The sequence below is a fragment of the Mycobacterium terramassiliense genome (assembly GCF_900157385.1).
Classification (GTDB): domain Bacteria; phylum Actinomycetota; class Actinomycetes; order Mycobacteriales; family Mycobacteriaceae; genus Mycobacterium; species Mycobacterium terramassiliense.
In genome coordinates this window covers 2,196,703-2,221,657 of sequence record NZ_LT717701.1, presented here as the reverse complement: position 1 = coordinate 2,221,657, position 24,955 = coordinate 2,196,703, and the positions used below count along the sequence as shown (strand labels likewise).

Here is a 24,955-nt window from a genome sequence, read left to right as displayed (position 1 = left end):
CGCACCGATCTCATATGCCCGCGCGATAGCGGCCGCTGCCGGTAGTTTCTTCTGCGTCGAAGGAGCTGCACATGGGGTTCATCCGTCCCAACCTGCCCGTCGTCGACGTCGTCGAGTTGAGCAAACGGCCGCGCGCCGAGCGGATCGTGCCGATGACACGCCACATCGCCGAGAACGGGTTCGGCACCCCGTTGGTGATGCACCTCATGTACGGCGTCAAGATCGCGCTGTACGTCCTCGGCGGCTGGCTGTTCGCGTGGTCGACGAGGGGCATCGGCGGCTTCACCGACGTGGGCACGTGGTGGTCCGAGCCGATCGTGTTCCAGAAGGCCGTCCTCTACACCATGCTGTTCGAGGTCGTCGGCCTCGGCTGCTGTTTCGGCCCGCTGGCCGGGCGCTACTTCCCACCGATGGGCTCGATCCTGTACTGGCTGCGGCCCGGCACCACCCGGTTGCCACCCTGGCCGGGCAGGGTGCCGCTGACCAACGGCAACGACCGAACCCCGCTCGACGCGCTGCTCTACGGCGCCCTGCTGGCGCTGCTCGTCATCGCGCTGGTGTCGGACGGGACCGGCCCAATACCGGCCCTGGACACGGCAATTGGCGTGCTGCCACGGTGGCAGACCATCGCGGTCCTGGCCGTCCTCGCGGCGATCAGCCTGCGCGACAAGGTGATCTTTTTGGCCGCCCGCGGCGAGGTCTACGCACCGTTGGCGCTGGCGTTCCTGTTCTCCGGGGCTGACATCATCGTCGGGGCCAAGGTGGTCTTCATGGTGATCTGGCTGGGCGCCGCAACCTCAAAGCTCACCCGGCATTTTCCGTTCGTCATCTCGACGATGCTGGCGAACAACCCGTTCATCCCCAGCGGAATCCTCAAGCGGTCGCTGTTCAAAAGCTATCCGGATGACTTGCGGCCCAGCGCATTAGCCGGTGTCATCGCCCACTTCTCGACCGCGGTGGAGGGGCTGGTGCCGCTGGTGCTGTTCTTCTGCCACGGCGGCTGGCCGACCGCCATCGCCGCGTTCGTGATGATCGTGTTTCACCTCAACATCCTGCTGGCCTTCCCGATGGGCGTGCCGCTGGAGTGGAACGTGTTCATGATCTTCGGGGTGCTGTCGCTGTTCGTTGCCCACGCGCGGCTGGGGCTGTCGAGCGTCGACAACCCACTGCCCGTAGCCATTCTGTTCGTGGTGCTCGCCGGCACCGTCGTCGTCGGAAACCTGTACCCGCGCAAGGTTTCCTTCCTCCCGGGCATGCGGTACTACGCCGGCAACTGGGATACCACGCTGTGGTGCGTGAAGCCCTCGGTCGACGACAAATTTCGCACCGGGGCCCGCGCGCTGGGCCCGATGCAGCACCTGCAGCTCGAGCGCCTCTACGGGTCGAAGGAAGACACCCTGGTCCCGCTCCACCTCGCCATGGCGTTCCGCGGGATGAACACCCACGGGCGCGCGCTGTTCACCCTCGTGCATCGCGCGCTGGCCGGCTACGACGAGGACGACTACAACGTCTGCGAGGGCGAAGTCCTCTGCTCGATGGTGCTGGGGTGGAATTTCGGCGACGGGCACATGCACAACGAGTGCCTCGTCGAGGCGCTGCAGCAGCGCTGCGGGTTCGAGCCCGGCGAGGTGCGGGTGGTGATCCTCGACGCGCAGCCCATCTACCGCCAGCGGCAGGAATACCGGCTCGTCGACGCGGCGACCGGTGAGTTCGAGCGCGGCTACATCGACGTCGTCGACATGGTCACCACCCAGCCCTGGGCCGACGACCTTCCCGTGCACGTCCAGAGCGGCGCCCGCGCCGGCCAGGCCTAGCTGTCAGCGGTCCCGGACCCGGCGGACCACCACGATCACCACGACCGAGGAGATCCCGACCAGCGACGCGATCACCACGGGCTTCTTCACGAATTCGACCGCCCGCGCCCTCAGGTCGTCGGCGAGGCGGCGCGGGTTGGCGCGCTCGGCAAGCGAATCGACGGTGGCCGCCAGCTGGTCGCGGGCGACGTCGATGTCCCGCTTGATGGCCTCGGGGTCCCGGTCCGCCACGTGTCTGTCCTCCCAGTCCGCCTATGCACCTGAGGCACTACCCTAGATCAGCCGGCGACAACCCCGACGCGGCGGTGAACAGAAAGGACTCACGTTGACCGAGACCACGCGGCTCGCCCCGGGCGACAAAGCGCCCTCCTTCAGCCTGCCCGACGCCGACGGCAACACGGTGTCGCTGGCCGACTACAAGGGCCGCCGCGTCATCGTGTACTTCTACCCGGCCGCCTCCACACCCGGATGCACCAAGCAGGCCTGCGACTTTCGCGACAACCTCAGCGACCTCAACGACGCCGGCGTCGCCGTGGTGGGCATCTCCCCCGACAAGCCGGAGAAGCTGGCCAAGTTCCGCGACGCCGAGAAGCTGACGTTTCCGCTGCTGTCCGATCCCGACCGCAAGGTGCTCACGGCCTGGGGCGCCTACGGCGAAAAGCAGATGTACGGCAAGACCGTCACCGGCGTGATCCGCTCGACGTTCCTGGTCGACGAGAGGGGCAAGATCGCCGTCGCGCAGTACAACGTCAAGGCCACCGGCCACGTCGCCAAACTGCGGCGCGACCTGTCCCTCTAGCCCAGGCCGGCCAGCAGCAGCGCCTCCGCGACCGCCGCGCGTTCCAGCACGCCCAGGTGCAGGCTCTCGTTGATGCTGTGCGCCTGCGTAGCGGGGTCTTCGACGCCGGTGACGAGGATCTTCGCCTGCGGGAAGGCGGCCGCGAACTCCGCGATGAAGGGGATCGAGCCGCCCATGCCCATGTCGATCGGCTCGACGCCCCACGCCTGCCGGAACGCCGCCCGCGCGGCGTCGTACACGGGGCCGCTGGCATCGATGGCGTAGGGCTCGCCGACGTCGCCGCGGGTGACAGTGACCCGCGCCCCCCACGGCGCATGCTCTCGCAGATGCGCCGTCAACGCGTCCAGGTGTGCCTCGGCGTCGCCGCCGGGCGCGACCCGCATGCTGACCTTGGCGCGGGCCCGCGGGATCAGCGTGTTCGACGCCTTCTCGATGGGCGTGGTGTCGATGCCGATCACGGTGATCGCGGGTTTGGCCCACAGGCGCTGCGGCACCGAGCCGGAGCCGATCTCGGACACCCCGTCCAGCAGGCCAGAGTCGGCGCGTACCCGGTCGGGTGGGTAATCCACCGTGGCCGCGGTACTTTCGTGCAGGCCGTCGACGGCCACGTTGCCGTCGTCGTCGTGCAGGCTGGCCAGCAACCGCACCAGCACCGTCAGCGCGTCGGGCACCACGCCACCCCAGATACCGGAGTGCAGGCCATGGTCGAGCGTGGCGACCTCGACGACGCAATCGACCAGGCCGCGCAGCGACACGGTCAACGCGGGAACGTCGGTGCTCCAGTTGTCGGAGTCGGCGATGACGATCACGTCGGCGGCCAGCGCGTCGCGGTGCGCGGCGAGCAACCGGCCCAGTGACGGCGAGCCGGATTCCTCCTCGCCCTCCACAAACACCGTGACGCCCACCGGCGGTTGGCCGCCGTGCGCCCGAAACGCCGCCAAATGCGTTGCGATGCCGGCCTTGTCGTCGGCGCTGCCGCGGCCGTAGAGCCGCCCGTCGCGTTCGGTGGGCTCGAAAGGCGGCGACGCCCACTGGCCGCGGTCACCCTCGGGCTGCACGTCGTGGTGCGCGTACAGCAGCACCGTCGGCGCCCCGGGCGGCGCCGGATGCCGCGCGATGACCGCCGGCGCCCCGCCCTCGCTGACGATGTTCACCTCGCCAAAACCCGCCTGCGACAACAGGTCCGCCACCGCCCGCGCGCTGCGGTGCACCTCGTCGCGCCGGGCGGGGTCGGCCCACACCGATTCGATGCGCACCAGGTCCTCGAGGTCGCGGCGCACCGACGGCAACACCTCGCGCACGCGCTCGGTCATCGCGCTCATGTGCGTCCCGTTATCCCGCGAGCGTGCGCAGAATGCCGCCGGCTACCGGCGTGTCGTGTACCAACACGCACGCTCGCGCCGTCACGTGGTCTCCAGGATGGCCACCGCGGCCGCGGTATCGCCCTCGTGCGTCAGCGACACATGGATCGTCACGTCGGCCAGGTGCTTGGCGATGTCGCCGGTCAACCGCACGCGCGGTCGGCCCCACATGTCGGTGACCACCTCGATGTCGCGGTGGATGTCCTCCGGCAGCATGGGCCGTTGGGCGAACCGGGAGCCCGACCACGCCTTGATCACCGCCTCCTTGGCGGCCCATCGGGCGGCCAGGTGACGGGCGGCCGACGAGCTCTTGTCGGAGGCGTCGCGGCGCTCACCCGGCGTGAACGTCTCGGCGAACACGGTTCCCGGCTGGTCGACCTGTTCGGCGAAATCGGGGATGGAGACGACGTCGATCCCCACTCCGACAATGCCCATGGCTGGCCAGGTTATCGGATGACCGACGTCATCCGACGAAAGCCTCGTCCTCGCCGAGCCGGGCGGCCGGATTCAGCAGCATCGCCGCCTCCTGGCTCTTCTCCGGCGCGTCATGGCCGAAGCGACGGTCCGGCGGCCGCTCGTACATCGGCGGCCCCCCGGCGATGGCCGAAACCAGCCTGCGCTGACCGGCCAGCAGGCGGGCCTCCGCGCGCCGCTGGTAGTCGGCGCGCTGGTCGGCATCCAGCGCGGCGATGAACGCCTGCGGGTGCACCAGCGCCACCAGGCCGGACACGTGCCCGAACCCGAGGCTCGTCAGCATCCCCGCCTTCAGCGGGAACTTCTCGCCGAGCCGCAGCGTCTCGCGCACCCACACGAAGTGGGCGGAGCCGGCGAGCTCGTCGTCGACGCAGTCCAGGCTGCGGTTGGGCGGAATCACCCCGTCGCGCAGCATCTGGCACAGCCCCATCATCTGGAACACCGCCGCGCCGCCCTTGGCGTGGCCGGTGAGGCTCTTCTGCGACACCACGAACAGCGGCGCACCCTCGGAGCGGCCCAGCGAGTCCGCCAGTCGCTCGTGCAACTCGGTTTCGTTGGGATCGTTGGCCAGCGTCGACGTGTCGTGCTTGGAGATCACCGCGACGTCGTCGGCGCCCACGCCGAGCTTGGCCAGCGCGCGCGCCAGCGGCGAGTCCTTGCCGCCGCGGCCCGCGCCCAGCGCCCCCAGGCCCGGCGCCGGGATCGAGGTGTGCACGCCGTCACCGAACGACTGCGCGAAGGCCACCACCGCCAGCACCGGCAACCCCATCTTGAGCGCCAGGTCACCGCGCGCCAGCAGGATGGTGCCGCCACCCTGAGCCTCGACGAAGCCGAGCCGGCGCCGGTCGTTGGGCCGGGAGAACTTCGAGTCGTGGATGCCCCGACCGCGCATCATGCCGGTGTCGGCGGTGGCCGCCATGTCACCGAAGCCGATGATGCCCTCCAGCGTGAGGTCGTCGATGCCGCCGGCGACCACCATTTCGGCCTTGCCGAGCCGGATCTTGTCGACGCCCTCCTCGACCGACACCGCCGCGGTCGCGCACGCGGCAACGGGGTGAATCATCGCGCCGTAGCTGCCGATGTAGGACTGGACCACGTGCGCCGCAACGATATTGGGCAGCACCTCTTGGAAGATGTCGTTCGGCTTGTTACGGCCCAACAGGTTCCCGTGGTACATCGTCTGCATCGACGTGCCGCCGCCCATCCCGGTGCCCATGGTGTTGGCAACCATGCTCGGGTGGACGTAGCGCATCACCTCGGCCGGGCTGAAGCCGGCGGACAGGAATGCGTCGACGGTCGCCACGATGTTCCACACCGCGAGCCGGTCAATGGAACTCGCCATGTCCGGGCTGATGCCCCACACCGTCGGGTCGAACCCGGTCGGCACCTGGCCGCCGACCACCCGCGACAGCTTGGTCTTTCGCGGCACCCGGATCTCGGTGCCGGCCTTGCGGATGACCTGCCAGTCACTCGAGTCGGGCACCGGCCGGATGACGGTGTGCTCCGGGTCGAATTCGGCGAAGGCCCGCGCGTCGGATTCCGAGGACACCACGAACGCGAAGTCCTTCTCCAGGAACACCGACACCAGCAGCGGGGACGCGTGATCGGGGTCGATCGCGCCGTCGTCGACGAACTCTCGGATGCCGCAGCGCTCCACCACGGTGTCGTGGTAGCGCTCGACCAGCTCCGACTCGTCGACCAGCTCTCCGGATTCGGTGTCGTACCAACCGGGTTGGGGGTCGTCTTCCCAGCGGATCAACCCGGTGGTCCACGCCAGCTCGAGGACGCCGGCGGCCGACAGCTCGTTGTCGACCTCCATCTCGAAGCGGGTGCGCGACGAACCGTACGGGCCGAGTTCGGCGCCGCCGACGATCACCACCAGGTCGGCCGGGTCGACGTCGAGGTCGTCCCATTGCGGGGGTGGCGCCGGTTTGAATCCGCGGGGGGGCGACGGCAGCGCAGCAATGGTGCCCTCGGCCGCACCGTCGTCCGCGGCGACCTCGGCTGACATTTCCTCGCGCGCCTTGGCGGCGAGCTCGGCCATGTCGAGGTGGGCGTCGCCCAGCCCACCGGTCAGGTCGGCCTCGATCGGCTTGCTGGCGGCGGCCACCCTGGACTCCACGTCGCACAGGGCGAGCAGCATGGCGGCCATCTCGTCGGTGGAGTAGGTGGTGACACCCGCCTCCTCGACGGCATCGACGATGGCGTCGTTGTGGCCCATCAGCCCGGTGCCGCGGGTCCAGCCGATCAGCGCGTGCGCCAGGCTCACCCGGGCCGCCCACGACGACTCGGCGTGCCAGCGGCTCACCAGCGCGTCCAGCGCCGACTTGGCCTCGCCGTAGGCGCCGTCGCCGCCGAACATGCCGCGGTTCGGCGAGCCGGGCAGCACCACGTGCAGCCGCGACGCGATGTCGCGCTCGGCGCCGATCTTCGACAGGCCGCCGATCAGCCGCTGCACCGCCCACAGCAGCACCTTCATCTCCATCTCGGAGCGCGAACCGGCCTCCGACAGGTCGCCGACCACGCGCGGCGCCGCGAACGGGAACAGCAGCGTCGGCGTCTGCGCATCCTTGATGTGAATCGACTGCGGCCCAAGGCTTTCGGATTGCTCGGTACCGACCCATTCGACCAGGGCATCGATGTCGGAGTACGACGCCATGTTGGCCGCCACCACCCATAGGGCGGCGCCGTAGCGGGCGTGGTCGCGGTACAGCCCGCGGTAGAACGCCAGCCGCTCGTCGTCCAGCTTCGACGTGGTCGCGACGACGGTCGCACCGCCATCCAGCAGCCGCGCCACCACCGAAGACGCGATCGAGCCCTTGGAAGCCCCTGTCACAACGGCGGTTTCGCCGCTGTAGGGGCCCGGGTTCGGGTTCTCGGCGCCGGCGGCGATCCGCCCGTACAGCGACGCGTGGATCTGACGGCCGGCGGCCAGCGACTTGCCCTGCCACCAGGTGGCCTGGGTGGCGACCACGTGTCCGGTGCCCTCGAACCGCTCGGAGAGCCGCACCCAGTCGGAGTCGATGTCACCCTCGTCGGTCAGCCACAGCTTGACCAGGTCCTCGCGGGCGCTGGCCCAGCGGTCGTCGAACACGACGGCCTTCTTGGCGTCGAACACCGGCGCCACCAAACGCGGCCAGTCCGCACCCAATTCGGCGGTGACCAGGTCGATGAGTTCGGCATCGGTGGCCGCCGGCGAGGCGCTGACCGGATTGTCGTGGCCCAGCTGGCCCAGGATCAGGCGGGCGGCCGAGGCGAGCACACCGTCGCGACCGGTGATCTGATCGGTGAATTCGCTCAGCGCGGCGGCGTCGATGGTCGCGCCACCGCCACCGCCGGCCGACGGGAGTGCCACCGAGATGCCGCGGCGCGCGGCGACGGCGGCGACCGCGGCGTCGATGACCCTGTCGACGGATGCGGCGTCGGCGAGCGCGCCCTCGTGCAGGTGACCCATCGCGCCCCCGCGAACGCTGGTGCCCTCGCGGGTGCCCAGCGCGACTTCCACGGTGACGTGCTTGGCCCAGCCGTCGCCGAGCTCCCAGGCCTTCTTGACCCGCTCGGCGATCGCGGCCGGACGCTTGCCCGACGGGCCGAGCACCGTGCGCAGCTGGTCGTTGATGGCGTCGGAAAGCACTGGGCCGTATGGCTTGTACGTGCGCGCCAGCTTGGTGACCTGTGTCCGCAGCCCGGCCAGGTCGGCCTCGGCGGCGCCGTCGATGGCGCCCAGGTTCAGCTCCGAACCGAGGTCCACCAACAGCTGGTTGCGCCGCGACGACGCGCCGTCGGTGATGGACTCGATGGAGTCGAGTTCCTCGATCTGGTCGATGCGCATCTTGGCCGACAGCGCGATCAGCGCCAGGGTGGCGTCGGCGGCGTCGAACGCGATGTCCTCGGGGCGTGGAGCGCCCGACGGAGCTGCGGCGGGAGCCGGTGCGGCTGCGGCGCTTTCGGCCATGTCAACCGCGGCAGGAGCCTGGACGACGTCCTCGTCCTCCTCCGGCTCGGGGTCGGTGTCGGTGGCGAACAGCACGGCAACGTCGCGCTCGGCGTTGAGCACTTCCACCGTGCTGTGGGCGTATTCGGGCAGCTTCAGGGTGTTGGTGGCCAGCCCGGCGACGGTCGGCGCCGACTTCACGCCGATCTCGACGAACCGCTCCACGCCCAGACCGCCGGCGGCCTCCTCGATGAACAGCAGGTCCTGGGTCTCGATCCAGCGCACCGGGCTGGCGAACTGCCACGCCAGCAGCTCGATGAAGACGATGCGCGTCATTTCAACCGGCCGCTCACGACGCCAGGTGTCATAGTCGGCCAGGATCTCGTCGAGCGGCTCGGCGGGCACCAGATCCCGTATTTCCTGGATGAAGTCTCGGTCCAGCGTGAACGGCCGCGGCACGAGGTTGGGGATGTAACGCCCGACGATGATTTCGGGATCCTTGTCGCGCGGCACGAGCCGCTCCAGCGACCGGCGGAACTCGGCCACGCCCACCCGCAGCACCCGCGAATGGAAGGGCACGTCGATGCCGGGTATCAGAATGAACGAGCGCCGCCCGCCGCTGAGTTCCCGGCGCCGCTCCACCTCGGCCTCCAAGGCCTCCAGACCGCGCACCGCGCCGGCGATCGCGTACTGCGAGCCGCGCAGGTTGTAGTTGACGATCTCGAGGAATTCCCCTGTGCGCTCGGCGATCCCGGCCACAAACGCGGAAACCTCGTCGTCGGGCAGGTCGATCTGCGAGGGGCGGATCGCCGCCAACCGGTAGTTGGAGCGGCCCAGCTCGTCACGCGGCACGATGTCGTGCATCTTGGAGCCGCGGTGGAACACCGCCTCCAAAAGCGCCTCGAGTTCGAAGATGCCGGTGACGCAGGCCAGTGCGGTGTACTCGCCGACCGAGTGTCCGCACGCGATGGCGCCCTCGACGAAGGCGCCCTGCTCGCGCATCTCGGCGACCTGCGCGGCGGCCACGGTGGCCATCGCGACCTGGGTGAACTGCGTCAGGTACAGCACCCCCTCGGGGTGGTTGTAGTGCACACCGCTGGCGATGATGCTGGTCGGGTTGTCGCGCACCACGTGCAGCACCGAGAAGCCCAGCGTTTCGCGGGTGTACTTGTCCGCGGCGTCCCACACCTTGCGGGCCGCCTTGGACCGGGCCCGCACCTCCATGCCCATGCCCTTGTGCTGGATGCCCTGGCCGGGGAAAGCGTAGACCGTCTTCGGGGCGGCCAGCCGGGCGGTCGCCGACATGACCAGGTCGGAGCCGACACGCGCCGCGACCTCCAAAACCTCTGCGCCCTGGTCGATTCCGACGCGGTCCACCCGGAAGTCGACCTCGTCGCCCGGGCGCACCATGCCCAGGAATCGCGCGGTCCAGCCGATCAGCCGGGCCGGCGGGCGGGCCCGACCGTCGGTGGCGGTCGCGGCGTGCTGCGCGGCGGCCGACAGCCACATGCCGTGCACGATCGGCGATTCCAGGCCGGCAAGCAGCGCGGCCGCCCGATCGGTGTGGATGGGGTTGTGGTCGCCGGAGACGACCGCGAACGGGCGCATGTCGACCGGCGCCGCCAGCGTGACGTCGCGGCGGCGGCGACGCGGGGTGTCTGTCGCGTTCTCGGAGACCGCGCCGCCGGCCCGGACCGGGTCGGTGAGCTCGGCGGTACCGGTGCGCCCGAGGATGGCGAAACGCTCACCGAGCGTCGCGATCAGCGCGCCGTCGCTCGAGGTGATCGTCACCGACACCGGCACCACGCGGCCCATGTCGGTGTCGACCGCCCGCGAAGCCGTTGCGGCAACGGTCAATTGGGCCGGCGCCGTTGGCAGCTTGCCGACCAGGTGAGCGGCGTGGTCCAGATGCACCAGGCTCAACAGGCCCTCCACCACCGCGACGCCGGTGTCGGTGACCGCCGAGCCGATCGCCGCGAAAACGGCGGGCCAGCACAGGCCGACCAGCGCATCGGGCACGGTGGTGAGGCTGGGCGCCAGCGGCTCCCCGAAGGTGGCGGTGACGCCGGTGTGGTCCGCGACCCGCTCGGGGTCCCAATCCACCGTCACCGTGGCCGTCCCGTCGGAGACCGCGGGCAAGAAATCCGGGCCGTCGACCCCTGCGGCGATAGCAAGGACCGCGCGCATGGCGGTGGTGGCGTCCTCGGTGGAGACCACCGGTGTGCCGCCGTCGGCGGTGTTGGCGGGCAAGTGGAACGGGATGTCGATCCAGGTGCCCGACAGCGGGACGGTCAGGACAACATGCTCGCCGTCGACCGCAAGCTGCGCCCCGGTGGAAGAGTGTGTGGCGCGGCGGCTTTCGGGTCCGTCGTGCACCAGCCAGTCGGCCGGATCGGCGATGCGATGCACCGGATTGGTGGTGGTGCGCCCGGCCCACTGCACATCGGGCGCGTCGAGCACGACGGCCAGCGGTCCGGTCACGTCCGGGCGACCAAGCCGGCGCGACGTGACGGCCCGCGGCTGACCGTTGGACGACAGCACCTCGTCGATGGCGGCCTGCTCGAAGCGGTCCAGCAGCTCGCCGACGGGCTCGTCCATCCGGGTGATGCCGGCCACCGCGGCCGTGCCCGGGATGATGCAGACCTGGTCGGCGTCGTAGCGGGCGTCGTGGGCCTGCCACAGCGAATCGCTGCGCCACCAGCGCCGCACATCCTTGTCGACGACCGGCACGAAGTTGACCGGCTTGCCCAGCGTCTTGCACAGCGTGACGAAGAACGGAACGTCGGCCGGGTGCAGCTGCACCGACTCGGCGTCGGGGTAGTGCGCGAGCAGCGTCGCGATCGCCTCGTCGGGGCGCTCCAGCAGCGCCGCATCGTCGAACCGTGTCTCGATAGGCCCGAAATCCCGCGCGTGCAAGCGGGCTTCGGCCCGCTGCAGCATCTGCTGGAAGCGGTCGCGCCACGTGTCGGCAAGCCAGGGGCTGCCCGGCGCGGCGGTGTCGGCGGTCGAATTGCCCTCGCCGATGGTCAGTTCGACGTAGCGCTGCAACCACTGCAGGTAGGTCATCTCCGCCACGTCGCCGAAGTACGGCTTGGCGGTGTTGGCCATCGCCGCGATGATTTCGTCGCGGCGCTCGGCGACGGCGTCGGCGTCACCGGCGACCTCGTCGAGCAGCCGGCCGCACCGGGAGGCGCTGTTGTCGATCTCGTGGATGTCCGCGCCCAGCTGGCTGCGGCTGGAAGCCATGCCGCCCTGGGCTTTTCCGGCGCTGATCCACTGATCGGTGCCGTTGGTTTCCACCAGCATCCGCTTGACCGACGGCGAGGTGGTGGACTCCAGCGTCGCCATCGCCGCGGTGCCGACCAGGATGCCGTCGATCGGCATCAGCGGGAAGCCGTAGGACTGTGCCCAGCGCCCGGACAGGTACTCGGCGGCCCGCTCGGGCGTGCCGATGCCGCCTCCGACGCAGACGGTGATGTTGGGACGCGAGCGCAATTCCGAGTAGGTCGCCAGCAGCAGGTCGTCGAGGTCTTCCCAGGAGTGGTGGCCGCCGGCCCGGCCGCCCTCGATGTGCATGATCACCGGCTTGGTCGGCACCTCGGTCGCGATGCGGATGACCGAGCGGATCTGCTCGACGGTGCCGGGCTTGAACACCACGTGGCTGATGCCCACGTCGTTGAGCTCGCCGATCAGCTCGACGGCCTCCTCGAGGTCCGGGATGCCGGCGCTGATCACCAGGCCGTCGATCGCCGCGCCGGACTGACGCGCCTTCTGCACCAGCCGCTTGCCGCCGACCTGGAGCTTCCACAGGTAGGGGTCGAGGAACAGCGCGTTGAATTGATAGGTGCGCCCGGGCTCGAGCAGCGTCGAGAGCTCCTCGACGCGGGCGGCGAAAATCTCCTCGGTGACCTGCCCGCCGCCGGCCAGTTCGGCCCAGTGCCCGGCGTTGGCCGCGGCGGCGACGATCTTGGCGTCGACGGTGGTGGGCGTCATGCCCGCGAGCAGGATCGGCGACCGCCCGGTCAGGCGGGTGAACTTCGTCGACAGCTTGACCCGCCCGTCGGGCAGCGAAACCACGGTCGGGGCGTAAGTCGACCAGGCCCGGGCGACCTCGGGAACGGCGCCGACGGTGAAGAGGTTGCGCTGACCGCCGCGGGTCGCCGCCGGCACGATGCCGATGCCGAGGCCACGGATCACCGGCGCGGTCAGCCGGGTCAGGATGTCCCCCGGGCCGAGGTCCAGGATCCAGCGTGCGCCGGCCTGGTGAACGTGCGTGATCTCGTCCACCCAGTCGACGCCGCCGACCAGGATGGCCTCGGTCAGCTTCCGGGCCCGCTCGGCGTCGAGGCCGACCTTCTCGGCCCAGCCGGCGACGATGTCGATGCCGTCGGCCAGCCGCGGCGTGTGGAAGCCCACCTCCACGCGCACCGGGTCGAAGACCGGCGCGAAGACGTCGCCGCCGCGCACCTTGTTCTTGCGGTCGGCCTCCTCCTTGTCGGAGATCTGCTGGCAATACAGCTCGAAGCGGGAGAGTTGCTCGGGGGTGCCGGTGATCACCACCGAGCGCCGCCCGTTGCGGATCGACAGCACCGGGGGCAGCACGGTCCGCACGTCCTGCGCGAACTCGTCGAGCAGCCGGCGAACGCGGTCCGGGTCGGCGTTGGTCACCGACACCATCGGCGGGCGGTTGCCCAGCACGGAGATCCCGCGCCGGCGGGCGACCAGGGTCCCGGCCGCCCCGATGAGCTGCGCCAACGCCAGCAGTTCGACGTCGCGGGCGCCCGCCGCCCGGAACGCCTCGACGGCCAGCACGCCCTGTGAGTGCCCGACGACGGCCACCGGCGGCGTCGCGGCCCAGTCCATGCCCTGCCGGGACAGAGCCCGCGCGGCGGCCATCTGCGTGAGCAGCACGCCGGGTATCGACACCGCGGCCGACGTGAGGTGCTTGTCCGACGGGACGGGATCCTCGGCGGCCAGCGCGCGCACCCAGGTCAGCGGTTCGAAACCGATCGGGCGCACCACGACCAGCTCTTTGGCCACCGGCTCGAGCAGCAGCTCCACCTCACCGACCAGATTCGCCAGGTCAGATTCGATCCCGGCCGACGACACCAGCTCCTCGAGGGTCTCCAGCCAGGCGCTGCCCTGGCCGCCGAACGCGACGGCGTAGGCCTCGCCGGCCGTCAGGCGGTCGACCAGAGCATCGGTTTTGTGCGGGCCTGCCCCGTCGCGGTCGGCGGACACCCGGTCGTGCTCGTGGATCGTCACCTTTTGTATCTCCCTGCATGCGTCTTTACGTCTCGGTCTTTCGGCCAGTCCCGACGGAGGGGACTGCCTCTTTAACGTCGATTCCCCTTCGAATCACAGCCGGAGGACGGCCGGCCGGTGTGTCGTCGGCGGTCGCCCCGTGGAGCCGGCGGGGCGGCGGACGGCACCGGCTGTACTAAGAGTGTCATAAGGATCAGTGCCCTTTTTGCATGTTGAACGGTTACTGGTGAGTTCTACGCACGGGTAACCGTGTCCTGGGTAACACCCCGTTGAACCGCCCGCGCGGGCGCCGCGAACAAACCTGCTGCGTGCAGGTGGTTACGGTCGAGTAGCTATAACTGCGCTGTTCAAGGCACGATTGTTATGTAATCGTTATGTTAAAAAAATCGGGTCGCTTACGCGCCGCTGACGCCGCGTCAACCGCGCGACGCGGGTCCGCTCCACCCGAAAATGGGCGAACGAGTGTTTGCTGGAACACGGACCGCCGCGGGCCCTAGGCCCACTGTCCGAATTGGAGCTTGAGGATTTCGTTGATGTCCACCCCGACACCACCGACGCTGCGCTTGTCGATCTCCACCTGGTGCAGGCTCGCGGCGGGATGGGTGAAACCCTTCGGCGAGCCCCAGTTGTGCTGCCAGAAGTATGAACCCAGGCCGTCGTGCAGGGCCCAATCGATGGTTTTCGAGTTGCCGTACACGCCGGTGCGCTCGTGCCCGATCACCGACTCCCAGGATCGCAGGTAGGGAACGATCTGCTGTTTGTACTGCTCGTAAGACGGGTCGTCATCGATCGACGCGTAGATCGGCGCGTTCGCCGGACCCCCGGCGGCGGCGTGCAGTTGCATGCCCCGCTGCGCGTGTTGCAGCCCGGCGCCGGCGCCGCCCAGCCAGTCGGCGGTGCTGCCCTTGCCGTACTGGTAACAGGAAACGATCTTGAGGCCGTTGCTGCTCAGGTCGCGGGCCTCGGAGACCTGAATCGGCTTGCCGAGCATCCAGTTGCCGCCGGGCCGGCGGTCAGAGACGTACCGAATTGAACCGACGGCGCCGGCGGCCCGGATCTGGCTGGCCGGGATGACGCCGGCCGCGTAGTCCAGCAAGGTGCCGAGTGACGCCGAGGCCGGCGCGGCGCGCAGCGACGCGGCCGCGACGCCCAGCCCTACCAGCGCAGGCGTGGCGGCCGCGAGTTTGAGCACGTCACGGCGCGAAACCGACACATGCCACAGGGTACGACACAAACAACATATGGCACATTAGCCACATAGGTCACATGTGCATCACATTGGCGTAGCGGCGGGCAGCACGATGACGCTGACGGCCTGCAGGCCGCGGCGGGCGGTCTGGCGGGCGATCTCGTCGAGAAACCGGGCGGCCGCCGGGCTGATCGACCCGGCCCACGCCCTGAAGCCCTGGACGATCACCGGGTCGTGCGTCAACAACGGCTGCACGCCGCGCAGCACGGCGACCACGTCGTCGGGCAACGGGTCGGCCAGCTGCTGGTCGATCCAGCTCTGCGCGAGTTCGGCTGCGGCCGACTCGCGTTCGTCCAGCGCAACCACGTCACCGGCGAGTTTGCGCAGCCGGTCGAAGAGAACTTGATGTCCCGGCGTCTCGGCAAGTCGCTCCAACAACGTGCTGGCCGCCGGCGGCAGCGCCATCTGCCCGAACAAGGCGGGAACCGGTAGCTCCCATTCGTCGAACAGATGGGCGTACATCGCCGTGACGGGCGCGGAGAGCGGCGCGGTGAGCCTGCCGATGACGCCGATGCTGTCGCGGTGCCTCGTCGCCAGCCTGCGCAGGAGGTGTTCGTCTACGTCGGCGGCGCCGGTATCGGTGGCCGCATCGATCGCGGCGATCAGTTGATCCAGCCGCTCGCGCTCGCGCACCAGTAGCGTGCGGTGCTCGTCCAGCAGCCCGGCCAGGGTCGTCTGACCCCCGTCGAGTAATCGCTGAATGTCGTTGATGCCCACTCCGAGGCTTCTCATCAGGTCGATGCGCAACAGCTCGAGCACCTGTTCGACGTCGAAGACCCGATAGCCGTTGCTCAGATACTCGGCGCGCAGCAACCCGATTTTCTCGTAGTGGCGGATGCGGCCCGACGCGATCCCGGTCAGGGCCGTGACGTCGCCGATGAGCAGCTGCTCAGCCACGGCTTGACCTTACAACCGTCGCAAGGTCTGTACTGGGCGAATGGATCGCGATCAGCTCGTCGACCTGACGCGGCGCGCCTTGAAGCTGGCCCGCGACAAGGCGACCGATCTCGCGCCGCGCGTGCATCTGGTCGACGCGGCCGATTACACGTCAGTCGAGCGCCACGACCAGGACCGCGCGATGCTGATGGCCAGTCCGCAACTGGTCGGCTACGTTTCGGAGCTGCCCGGTCCGGGCTCCTACTGCACCAAGACGGTGCTGGGCCGATCGATCCTGCTGACACGCACAGCCGAGGGGTCGGTCAAGGCGTTCGAAAACGTGTGCCTGCACCGCCAGTCGCGGGTGGTCACGGGTTGCGGCAGCGCGAAGCGATTCACCTGCCCCTACCACGCGTGGACGTACGACAACGACGGGCGCTTGGTGGCACTTCCGGGACGTGAGGGGTTCCCGGAAGCGGCGATCGCAAGCGCGGCGAAGCCGGGCGCCGCGGGTCGCCGTAAACCGCAAGCGGCGATCGCAAGCGCGGCGAAGCCGGGCGCCGCGGGTCGCCGTAAACCGGAAGCGGCGATCGCAAGCGCGGCGAAGCCGGGCGCCGCGGGTGGCCGTAACCCGCAAGCGGCGACCGCAAGCGCGGCGAAGCCGGGCGCTGGGGGCACTTCCCGCTTGCGGGGGACGGTTGGTCGCGATGGGCAAGCGGCCATCAACTCCGACGGCTTGACCGAGCTGCCCGCCGCGGAATACGCGGGATTCCTTTGGGTCGCATTGGATCCCGGTGCGCACCTGGACGTCGCCGCGCACCTGGGACCGCTGGGCGACGAGCTCGACTCGTGGGGCATCGGACGGTGGTCTCCGCTGGGCGAGAAGGAGCTCGACTGCCCGATCAACTGGAAGCTGGCGGTCGACACTTTCTCGGAGAACTATCATTTCGCCACCGTGCACCGGCAGACGTTTGCCACCATTGCCCGCAGCAACTGCACGGTATTCGACTCGTACGGCCCGCATCACCGGTTGATCTTCCCGCTCAACACGATCCTCGAACTCGACAACGTTCCCGAGGAGCGCTGGGACCCGCTCCACAACATGGTCGTGATCTATGCGCTGTTTCCCAACATCGTGTTGTCGGTGACCATCGCGAACGGCGAGCTGTTCCGGATCTACCCCGGCGACCGCCCGGGCAGGTCGGTCACCGTGCACCAGAATTCCACCCCGCTGGACCTCTCCGACGAATCGGTGGCCGCCGGCGCCCAGGCCGTTTTCGACTACGCGCACGCCACGGTCCGCGACGAGGACTACCGGCTGGTCGAGGGCCTGCAGGCCAACCTCGAGTCGGGCGCCCGCGATCAGCTGATGTTCGGCCGCAACGAGCCGGGACTGCAGCATCGCCACATCAGCTGGGCGCGGGCGCTCGCCGCCGGGGACCACGCCGCGCCGAGGCTGTAAATTCGCGGCAAAAGTTCGAGTAGACCCCTGCAAATTTTCAGCCTCGGCGAGCCGCTGCCTCAATCGGCCGCCGACAGCACGGTAACCAGGTCTTCGAGAAGGGTTGCCAGCGCGGCGTTTTCGACGGGCGCCACCCCGGCCAGCAACGAAGCCGCCTCGTCGCGACGGCCGGCGGCCACCAGCGGCACCACCCGATCCACCGCCGCCTGCAGGTCGGGGGCGGGTGGATCGGCGTTCGCGACGGTGGTGGCCAGCACCTCGACCAGCTCCCAATCTCGGTAGAGCGCCAGCGAGCGCTCGTTGAACGCAAAACCGGAAACGGGCTTGCCCCACAGCGTTCCCTGGTAGCGGTAGGGGCCCTCCATGTACTCGATCGGCAGGCCGTGCGCCGGGGCGGGCACCATCGGCTCCCCCACGATGTCCAATTGCAATGTGGCGCAGGTGATCCGGTGGCGGTCCGGCATGTATCGCGCCGGGGCCGCCGGCCGCAACAGCGGTCGCACCGCCTCCGGCCAGCGAACGTAGCTACTGATCGTGACCTCGACGTCCTCGGCGCACTGCGGCGGTATCGCCGGGTCGGGATGACTCGTCGTGACGCCGGTAAACGGCTGCAGCGCATTGCCGTTCGTGCGGTCGAACTGGCGCCAGATGCTCAAGTCGACGCCGTTGTCGAAGTTGATGGTGCGCCACTCGTGGGACCTGGCGCGCGGGTCGCCCCCCGATCCCCCGCCGCCGGCGTACTTCGGGAACCACTGCCGGTCGACGTGACCGCCGCTGCCGAAGACCTGCTCGACCACGTCCCCCCAGCGCAGGGTCCCGGTCATCGTCAGTCCGGTCTGGAAATACGAGTACGTCTCGCTTTGGCCGAAGCAGACGATCTTGCCGTTGTAGGTGGCAGCGCCCACCGGTGTCGGTGCGCGCGTTGGGGTTACGGCCAGGTCCAGCCGCATCGGACGGCCCGAGTGATCCTCGCCGACGAGGCTGACCCGATAGGTGAAGGGCAGCAGCTTCCCCTCGGCATCGAGGCAGGTGGTCCACGACGCGGTGCCGGCGCCACTGTGGTAGCTGATGTCGAGATGACCCGACACCACGTCGAGCTTGCGCCGCGCTCCCGGCTCCATGTTGGCCGGCGGCATGTCGTAATCGGTGTAGGTTCCGTACTCCCCGGTGTCCAGGTCGAACAGCGCCAACGTGTAGAAGTCCGCGACCACCGTGCCGCCCGGCCGGTTCTTGTTGAAGATGGTCAGGAAGGCAAACGACCGGTCGCTGTCGGTCGCGTCGAGCCGGCCGGCGATGAACCAGGTGTCCGACTCCTGATCGGGATGCTCGCCTTCGGCCGCGGGGAAATCCAGTTGGGGATCCCCGGGCACCAACTGGAACGGGTAACTGCGCCAATCGCTGGTCATGTCAGGCCTCGCTGCTTTTTTGGCTATGTTAGCGTCAATAGCGATATTACGGTCGCGGCCCCGAGGAAGTGCCCGATGACAGAACATCCCGCCCATCGCTCCTACGACGAGCTCTTCGTCGGGGGGCAGTGGCGCAAGCCGGCCAACCCGCAGCAGCTCGCGGTGATCTCCCCCCACTCCGAAGAACCGGTCGGCCACGTCCAGGTGGCCGGGCCCGAGGACGTGGACGCTGCCGTCGCCGCCGCGCGGCAGGCCTTCGACCATGGCCCCTGGCCGCGCATGACGCATGCCGAGCGAATGGCCAAGGTGGAACAGCTCGCCGCGATCTACGGCGGCCATATGGACGAGATGGCAGACCTGATCACCGACGAGATGGGGTCGCCGCGCAGCTTCAGCCGACTGGGCCAAGGCGCGGCCGCGGCGTCGCTGATACACCTCGCGCTGGCCGCCGCCCGCGATTTCCCATGGACCGAACGCCGCCAGGGCGTGCTCGGGGAGGTGCACCTGAGTAGGGCCCCGGTCGGGGTGGTGGGCGCGATCGTGCCGTGGAACGTGCCGCAATTCCTGATCATGCCCAAGCTGATTCCGGCCCTGATCGCGGGCTGTACGGTCATCGTCAAACCCGCGCCCGAAACTCCGTTGGACGCTTTGTGGTTGGCGGAGATGATCGAGCAGATCGACCTTCCCGAAGGGGTGGTGTCCGTACTCCCCGGCGGCACCGACGTGGGCGAGGCGCTGGTGCGCCATCCGGGCGTGGACAAGATCGCGTTCACGGGGTCCAGCGCCGTCGGGCGCCGGATCGCCACGCTGTGCGGCGAGCAGCTGAAGCGCTACAGCCTCGAACTGGGCGGCAAGTCGGCGGCGATCATTCTCGACGACGCCGACGTCGCCAAGACGGCGGCCGGGCTGAAATCGGCCGGCCTGATGAACAACGGCCAGGCGTGCGTCGCCCAGACCCGCATCCTGGTCAGCGATCGCCGCCACGACGAGGTCGTCGACGCGCTGGCCGACATGATGTCGGGCCTCAACGTCGGCGACCCGGCCGACGAGGCGACCGACATCGGACCCCTTGTCGCCCAACGGCAACAGCGCCGGGTCCAGGAGTACATCAAGTCCGGCCGCAGCGAAGGCGCCCGCGTCGTCCTGGGCGGTGACGACAGCCCGTCGGAGCGCGGCTGGTACGTGCGGCCGACGCTGTTCGCCGACGCCACCAACGACATGCGCATCGCGCGGGAGGAGATCTTCGGTCCGGTCCTGACCGTGCTGCGCTACCGCGACGAGGAGGACGCGATCCGGATCGCCAACGAGAGCGACTACGGCCTGGCCGGTTCGGTGTGGACCTCCGACATCGCGCACGGCCTTGAGATCGCGGCCGGCGTCCGCACCGGCACCTACGGCATCAACATGTACACGCTCGACATCGGCGCGCCGTTCGGCGGCTTCAAGCAGTCGGGCATCGGGCGCGAGTTCGGTCCGGAGGGCCTGCACGAGTACGTCGAGCTTCAGACGCTGGTGTGCAAGGGCAAGTTGCCGCCGCTATAGCGGCCCCGGTCTCCAGAACGGATCGCGGCCGAGGCGCGCGAGAAGCCTTGCCTGAGGATCACTTTCGCCGGGAACCGGAACCGGGCCGTGGAACATACCCGTTGAACTCAGCGTCCGGGGATCCGGGGGCAGACCGGCGTAGCAGAGCTCGCACCACTCGGGGTCCAGCCGGTCGTCGGCGCCGACCGCGCGGGCTTGGTCCCACGTGTGCACCAGAACGTCGCGGGTCAGATTCGGCATGAGCCGGTACTCATCCAGCCGCCTCGCCCCGCCCGACTCAAGAGCCTCGGCCAGCGCATCGTAGGTCAGTTGCCATCGCTCCTGCGCGTCGTCGGTCGGCCGGTCGGGCTTCAAACCCAAGGGGCGCAACAGCAGCACGTCATGGAAACCGATGACATGCTCGAGCACTCCCCGGGCGTCCCACTCCTCGCACGGCGACCGGCGATCCCAGTTGCCCTCCGCCGACCGGACCGCCTCGCCGAACCGTCGGCACACCGCCAGGTGCAGTTCGGCTGCGTCGTCATCCGTCATGCCGGCATTCGGGCATCTGCAGGGTGAGGTCGACCGGACAACAGAGGGCGCCATGCTGATTGGTCACCCGGATTTCGATGTCGACCAGGCAGCGCGGCGGGTCCACCGAGGTGTCGCGCCGCTTGGCCACCGCCCGGCCCCGCCCGATCATGGTGTCGCCGGCGTAGACCGATCCGGCCAGCCGCATCGAGCGGCGCACCACGCGGCTGCTCGGGCCCGCCCAGTCGGTCGCGACGCGGTCGGCGAACCCGGCGAGGTGCATGGTGTTGACATAAATCGTCGGGTTGCCCTGGCTTTGGGCGTAGCCGGGATCGAAATGGCCGGGGAAGTAGTCCCAGGTCGCACCGGCGTTTTCCACGACCCGCTGGTAGCTGATGTGGTCAACGACCTCGGGCAGGTCGACGGGGAGCTCGATCGCGTTCCAGTCCAGGTCGGTCACGACGGCGCTCCAGGCGTGAAGCGGAACAACGTATTTCGGCAGGTGGCCACCACGGCGCCGTCCTGACGCCGATAGGTCTCCAGCGTCTCGACGAAATGACCCACCCCCAGCCGCGTCCGTTTCTCCGGCGACACCGACACGAGTTCCTCCACGACGGTGAGCAGATCGCCCTCGACGATCGGCAGCAGAAACTCGACCTCGTTGGCCGCGTTGATGAACGTGGTGCCCGGCAACGGCACCCGCAGCACCACCGACGCCACCGGCGGCCTACCGGCCGGCTCCCACGGCGGCGGTATCAGCCAACCCATCAACAGGGCAGGCGGGGCGAGCAGCCCTCCCCACCGCTCCCGGGCGAACTCGGCGTCCCAGAACGAACGATTCCCGTCGTGGACCATCGCGGCGAACAGTTGGATGCGCGCGCCGCTGACCGGGGTCGCGGCGGTGCGCGGTTCGCTCTTGGCGCCGACCATGCGCAGCGCGTCGTCATAGCTGCCGAAGGCCAGCTGGTAGCTCAGGTCCGGATCCACGTAGCGGTGTCGCTCACATGACGAGCGGGTGCCGGCTCGGCACCGAATCCCATGCGAGCACACGGGAAGTGAAGTACCAGCCGCCGCGCTCGTAGATCAGCGTGTCCCGGAAGGTCCCGGTGGCCCGGAGCGTGGTGTCGCCATACATGGCGGCGAGCAGGACCGCGACGCAACGCTGGCTGGCGTTGACGCCGTCGATGTGGATCTCATGGTCGACGGTGACCAGGCGCTGCCCGTCGCCGCCGTCGAAGGCCGCACGCAGATCGGTGAACAGATCGCCATCGCGGGTGTAGCTGGCGCCGGAATGGCGGAAGGTGGCGATCCAGCGATCGCGGTCGCCGTCGGAGTAGGCCCGATTCTGCCGGGCGCTCAGGTCCAGGATGGCAGCGCGCCCCATCGCGGCGTGGAGGAACTGCTCTTGCTGATAGGTCAGGGTCATCGTGGCTCTCCAGCCTGTGTCGGAAAATGACGCGTAAATTGCCTCATGTAACACTAACTTAACTTAGCGACTAACGATATAACCATGTTCTTCGCGATCCCAAGTGGCCTCATTTACGCCACGATTCCGCAACAAATCTTTACGTATTCTTCCGATGACGTTCTTCGGGAGTTCATTGACCGTCTCGACAAATCGCGGCACGCAGAAGTACGGCATCCTGGCGGCGCAGAAGTCGAGCAGCTCCGCGCAATCCAGTGCGGCGCCAGGGCGCAACGTCACGAACAAGAGGATGTCGTCCTCACCCAACTCACTGGGGACCCCGACCGCCGCGGCTTCGGCCACCGCGGGGTGACGTAAGACGACGGCCTCCACTTCGACCGAGGAAACATTTTCGCCGCGCCGGCGGAGCGCGTCTTTGACGCGGTCCACGTATGTCAAATTCTGCTCGGCATCGAGTCGGCCCAAATCGCCGGTGCGAAACCACTCCGGGTGCGGGTCCACCCGCAAACCCTGACTTACGTAGCCTTCGCTCATCACGTGCGGGCGCTTGGGCCGGCAGGCGATCTCACCCACGGCGCCGGGCGGCACGGGATCACCGCGCTCGTCGATGATGCGGACGTCGAAATGGGGATTCGGCCGCCCCGAGGTTCCGGGCACCCCCTCGTCGGACACGCCTTTGACGGCGATCGGAAACGCTTCCGTCATTCCGTACATCGTGACGATCCGGCAGCCGTACCGCTTTTCGATCTCGCGATAGGACTTCGCGTCGATGGGAGCGGCCGAGATGAACCGCAGCGGCAGCTCGGCGTCGCGCGGGTCCGCGGGCAGATTCTGCAGCATCGACACCATCGCGCCCGCGCCGGCGAAACCGACGGCGCCGCGGGCGCGGATGTCATCCCAGACCTCGCCCGGGTGAAATGCCTTCGCCAACACGGTCGTTCCACCGACCAGCATCGGGGCGAGCACGCTGGGCGCCGCACTCAGGTGAAACAGTGGCATCGCCGTCCACAGCGTCTCCCCCGGGTCGAACTCCCAGGCCGACGCGGCGGTCGCGGCCACGCAGAACAGGTAATGCCACGTCGTGGCAACGGCTTTCGATGGCCCGGTGGTGCCGGACGTGTAGAACAGCACCCCCACGTCCGTCGCCGCGGCGGGGCTGTCGGTCACCGGAACGTCGACATCGAGGTGCAACGTGGCGGTCAGCGAATCATCCTGGATCACAACGGCGGTCACCGTATCGAGCTGCTCCACCACCTCGTCGACGCGGGGCCGCCGCTCGGCATCGGTGAAGATCACTTTGGCCTGCGACAGCCGCAGCGTGTGCACCAGGAAGTCGCCTTTGTTGGCCGCATTCACCGCCGCGCTCACCGCGCCGATGCGCGCCGCGCCCAGCCACAAGTACACCCATTCCGGGCAGGTGGCGGTGAACAACGCCACGCAGTCGCCGCGGCCGACGCCCGCGCCGGCCAGCATGTGCGCCGCCGCGCGGGACCGCCGGCGCATCTGCTCGAACGTCACGTCCACACCGGCGATCGACATCATCACCCGGTCGGGGTACTGCTCGGCCCGCCGATCCAGCACGGCCGGCACGGTGAAGCTGTCGACCCCGAAGTCGGCGGGCCCCGGCATCAGGCTTTCGCGGCCGCCGGGTCGGGCTCGCCCTCGGCGGTGTAGCCGAAGTCCGACGGCGAAGGCTGCGGGCCCGGGTAGAAGCGGTGCGCCCAGCGGCGAAGGGCGGCGTAGTCGTGCGCCTCTTCGGGGGCCAGGTTGGGCTTCTCCAGGTATTTCATGTTCTCCCAGGTGAAGAAGTCCTGCTTGATGACCTCTTGCTGCAGCGCCAGGAACTTGGCGGCGCGGCCGGTGGGCACGTCGCCGGTGTCGCCGGGCTCGCGGACGGAAGCCTGCGTGTAGAAGTAGTCGGTGTAGTCCTCGTCGACCGGCGTCTGCCCCGTCACCTGGATGGTGGCCACCAGGTCGCTCGGGAAGCGGACCAGCCCGAGGCCCAACGAGTAGTTGTCGTAAATGATCTTGGCGTCGACCGGCCCGTTCGGGGTCAACCAGGTCGACGCGCGCCCGCCGCCGAAATGCGCGTTGACGGTCGCGTGCAGGTGGTACCCGGACACCTCGAACGACGCGGTGGTGGCGGGGTTGGCGGCCTTGTGCACGTATTGAACGTGATAGGGGTCGGCGGCGTTCTCGATGATCATCTGCGGATGCACCTTGACCCGGTTGAGCATCTGGGTGTGCGGGTGCAGCGGGTAGTACTCGTTGGTTTCCAGTTCGGGCAGCACCGGCGGCTGCCAATACGGCGTCCGGCCGTGCCGCTCGTGCCAGGCCAGGATGAATCCGTACCACTCCATGCTCGGGTAGGTGCGGATCCGGACGTTGTTCTTGCAGCCGATCTTGCTGTACGGGATCAGGGCGTTGGTGCCGTCCCCGCGCCATTGCCAGCCGTGCCACGGGCAGACGATGTTCTCGCCCTCCACCGTGCCGCCGACGCCCAAGTTGGCGCCCAGGTGCTGGCAGTAGGCCTCCATCACGTGCACCTGGCCGGACTCGGTGCGGAACAGCACCAGCTCCTCGCCGAAGTAGTGCGCGCGCTTGACCTGGCCCGCGGCCAGGTCGGAGGAGAAGGCGACGATGAACCAGCCCGTCGGGAACCGGTAGGTCGACAGCGCGATGCCTGCCTGCCCGAACTCGCGTTCCGAGGGATCCGCGGCCGAGTCCGATGCCGAGTCTGAAATTGTGTCCGTCACGAAGCGCTCCAAGTTCGACGATTAGGTCTATTTTTACTATCTTAAGCATTGAACGTCAACGCGCGCTCAGCGTGTCCGGAA

Annotated in this window: 16 protein-coding genes and 2 pseudogenes; 5 read left to right on the top strand and 13 right to left on the bottom strand. The window is 68.9% G+C overall.

Annotated features, from left to right (window positions below):
• Window positions 1–71 precede the first annotated feature (71 nt).
• The gene (locus MTAB308_RS25225; protein WP_077103173.1) at window positions 72–1,814 is read left to right on the top strand and encodes a DUF3556 domain-containing protein; all 1,743 of its coding nucleotides are present in this window, start codon (window positions 72–74) and stop codon (window positions 1,812–1,814) included.
• A gap of 3 nt (window positions 1,815–1,817) precedes the next feature.
• Here the strand turns inward: MTAB308_RS25225 and MTAB308_RS25220 are convergent, their stop codons facing one another.
• Complete coding sequence (locus tag MTAB308_RS25220; RefSeq protein ID WP_066914420.1) at window positions 1,818–2,045, bottom strand: DUF3618 domain-containing protein; 228 nt, start codon at window positions 2,043–2,045, stop codon at window positions 1,818–1,820.
• A 94-nt stretch (window positions 2,046–2,139) separates the two neighbouring features.
• On the opposite strand from MTAB308_RS25220, the gene bcp reads away from it, so the two are divergent.
• Window positions 2,140–2,613: a thioredoxin-dependent thiol peroxidase gene (gene bcp / locus MTAB308_RS25215; protein ID WP_077103171.1), complete on the top strand. Its 474-nt coding sequence runs from the start codon at window positions 2,140–2,142 to the stop codon at window positions 2,611–2,613.
• Here bcp and MTAB308_RS25210 read toward each other — a convergent pair.
• The 5 genes from MTAB308_RS25210 to MTAB308_RS25190 form a co-directional block, all read right to left on the bottom strand.
• Window positions 2,610–3,935, bottom strand: a complete 1,326-nt coding sequence (locus tag MTAB308_RS25210) for a dipeptidase (protein ID WP_077103168.1) — start codon at window positions 3,933–3,935, stop codon at window positions 2,610–2,612. The genes bcp and MTAB308_RS25210 overlap by 4 nt on opposite strands.
• 81 nt (window positions 3,936–4,016) lie before the next feature.
• On the bottom strand, window positions 4,017–4,409 hold the full coding sequence (acpS, locus tag MTAB308_RS25205; protein ID WP_077103167.1) for a holo-ACP synthase AcpS: 393 nt from the start codon (window positions 4,407–4,409) through the stop codon (window positions 4,017–4,019).
• Window positions 4,410–4,437: 28 nt separating this feature from the next.
• Window positions 4,438–13,647, bottom strand: coding sequence for a type I polyketide synthase (locus tag MTAB308_RS25200; protein ID WP_077103165.1), 9,210 nt, complete (start codon window positions 13,645–13,647; stop codon window positions 4,438–4,440).
• Window positions 13,648–14,140: 493 nt separating this feature from the next.
• Window positions 14,141–14,860, bottom strand: a complete 720-nt coding sequence (locus MTAB308_RS25195) for a DUF1906 domain-containing protein (RefSeq protein WP_077103163.1) — start codon at window positions 14,858–14,860, stop codon at window positions 14,141–14,143.
• Between the two features lie 60 nt (window positions 14,861–14,920).
• Window positions 14,921–15,793: a MerR family transcriptional regulator gene (locus tag MTAB308_RS25190; protein WP_077103161.1), complete on the bottom strand. Its 873-nt coding sequence runs from the start codon at window positions 15,791–15,793 to the stop codon at window positions 14,921–14,923.
• A 40-nt stretch (window positions 15,794–15,833) separates the two neighbouring features.
• Between MTAB308_RS25190 and MTAB308_RS30500 the strand changes: the two are divergent.
• Together MTAB308_RS30500 and MTAB308_RS30495 are read left to right on the top strand one after the other, a co-directional pair.
• Window positions 15,834–16,223, top strand: a pseudogene (locus tag MTAB308_RS30500) (aromatic ring-hydroxylating oxygenase subunit alpha); the annotation flags it as partial.
• Between the two features lie 282 nt (window positions 16,224–16,505).
• Window positions 16,506–17,234, top strand: a pseudogene (locus tag MTAB308_RS30495) (SRPBCC family protein); the annotation flags it as partial.
• Between the two features lie 59 nt (window positions 17,235–17,293).
• On the opposite strand, the gene MTAB308_RS25170 reads toward MTAB308_RS30495, so the two are convergent.
• Window positions 17,294–18,640: a secreted hydrolase gene (locus tag MTAB308_RS25170; RefSeq protein WP_077103159.1), complete on the bottom strand. Its 1,347-nt coding sequence runs from the start codon at window positions 18,638–18,640 to the stop codon at window positions 17,294–17,296.
• 75 nt (window positions 18,641–18,715) lie between these two features.
• Between MTAB308_RS25170 and MTAB308_RS25165 the strand changes: the two genes are divergently transcribed.
• On the top strand, window positions 18,716–20,182 hold the full coding sequence (locus MTAB308_RS25165; protein WP_077103157.1) for an aldehyde dehydrogenase: 1,467 nt from the start codon (window positions 18,716–18,718) through the stop codon (window positions 20,180–20,182).
• Here the strand turns inward: MTAB308_RS25165 and MTAB308_RS25160 are convergent.
• From MTAB308_RS25160 to MTAB308_RS25135, 6 genes are all read right to left on the bottom strand, one after another.
• A complete protein-coding gene (locus MTAB308_RS25160; protein WP_077103155.1) occupies window positions 20,177–20,713 on the bottom strand; it encodes a maleylpyruvate isomerase family mycothiol-dependent enzyme in 537 nt (178 codons plus the stop codon). The genes MTAB308_RS25165 and MTAB308_RS25160 overlap by 6 nt on opposite strands.
• On the bottom strand, window positions 20,703–21,152 hold the full coding sequence (locus MTAB308_RS25155; RefSeq protein ID WP_077103153.1) for a MaoC family dehydratase: 450 nt from the start codon (window positions 21,150–21,152) through the stop codon (window positions 20,703–20,705). The genes MTAB308_RS25160 and MTAB308_RS25155 overlap by 11 nt, the downstream gene beginning before the upstream one ends.
• Window positions 21,149–21,622: an FAS1-like dehydratase domain-containing protein gene (locus MTAB308_RS25150; RefSeq protein ID WP_173842272.1), complete on the bottom strand. Its 474-nt coding sequence runs from the start codon at window positions 21,620–21,622 to the stop codon at window positions 21,149–21,151. The genes MTAB308_RS25155 and MTAB308_RS25150 overlap by 4 nt, the downstream gene beginning before the upstream one ends.
• A gap of 70 nt (window positions 21,623–21,692) precedes the next feature.
• Window positions 21,693–22,118 carry a nuclear transport factor 2 family protein gene (locus MTAB308_RS25145; protein WP_077103148.1) on the bottom strand — a complete coding sequence of 142 codons (426 nt, stop codon included), beginning with the start codon at window positions 22,116–22,118 and terminating at the stop codon, window positions 21,693–21,695.
• A gap of 63 nt (window positions 22,119–22,181) precedes the next feature.
• Window positions 22,182–23,747, bottom strand: coding sequence for an AMP-binding protein (locus tag MTAB308_RS25140; RefSeq protein ID WP_077103146.1), 1,566 nt, complete (start codon window positions 23,745–23,747; stop codon window positions 22,182–22,184).
• The gene (locus MTAB308_RS25135; protein ID WP_077104779.1) at window positions 23,747–24,874 is read right to left on the bottom strand and encodes an aromatic ring-hydroxylating oxygenase subunit alpha; all 1,128 of its coding nucleotides are present in this window, start codon (window positions 24,872–24,874) and stop codon (window positions 23,747–23,749) included. The genes MTAB308_RS25140 and MTAB308_RS25135 overlap by 1 nt, the downstream gene beginning before the upstream one ends.
• Between the last annotated feature and the right edge of the window lie 81 nt (window positions 24,875–24,955).

Bases quoted from the DNA above. Each gene is read 5' to 3' on its own strand.
- acpS (WP_077103167.1), bottom strand. From the start codon at position 4,409: ATGGGCATTGTCGGAGTGGGGATCGACGTCGTCTCCATCCCCGATTTC.
- MTAB308_RS25150 (WP_173842272.1), bottom strand. From the start codon at position 21,622: ATGGTCGGCGCCAAGAGCGAACCGCGCACCGCCGCGACCCCGGTCAGC.
- MTAB308_RS25160 (WP_077103155.1), bottom strand. From the start codon at position 20,713: ATGACGGATGACGACGCAGCCGAACTGCACCTGGCGGTGTGCCGACGG.
- MTAB308_RS25210 (WP_077103168.1), bottom strand. From the start codon at position 3,935: ATGAGCGCGATGACCGAGCGCGTGCGCGAGGTGTTGCCGTCGGTGCGC.
- MTAB308_RS25140 (WP_077103146.1), bottom strand. From the start codon at position 23,747: ATGCCGGGGCCCGCCGACTTCGGGGTCGACAGCTTCACCGTGCCGGCC.
- MTAB308_RS25170 (WP_077103159.1), bottom strand. From the start codon at position 18,640: ATGACCAGCGATTGGCGCAGTTACCCGTTCCAGTTGGTGCCCGGGGAT.
- MTAB308_RS25165 (WP_077103157.1), top strand. From the start codon at position 18,716: ATGACAGAACATCCCGCCCATCGCTCCTACGACGAGCTCTTCGTCGGG.
- MTAB308_RS25145 (WP_077103148.1), bottom strand. From the start codon at position 22,118: ATGACCCTGACCTATCAGCAAGAGCAGTTCCTCCACGCCGCGATGGGG.
- MTAB308_RS25225 (WP_077103173.1), top strand. From the start codon at position 72: ATGGGGTTCATCCGTCCCAACCTGCCCGTCGTCGACGTCGTCGAGTTG.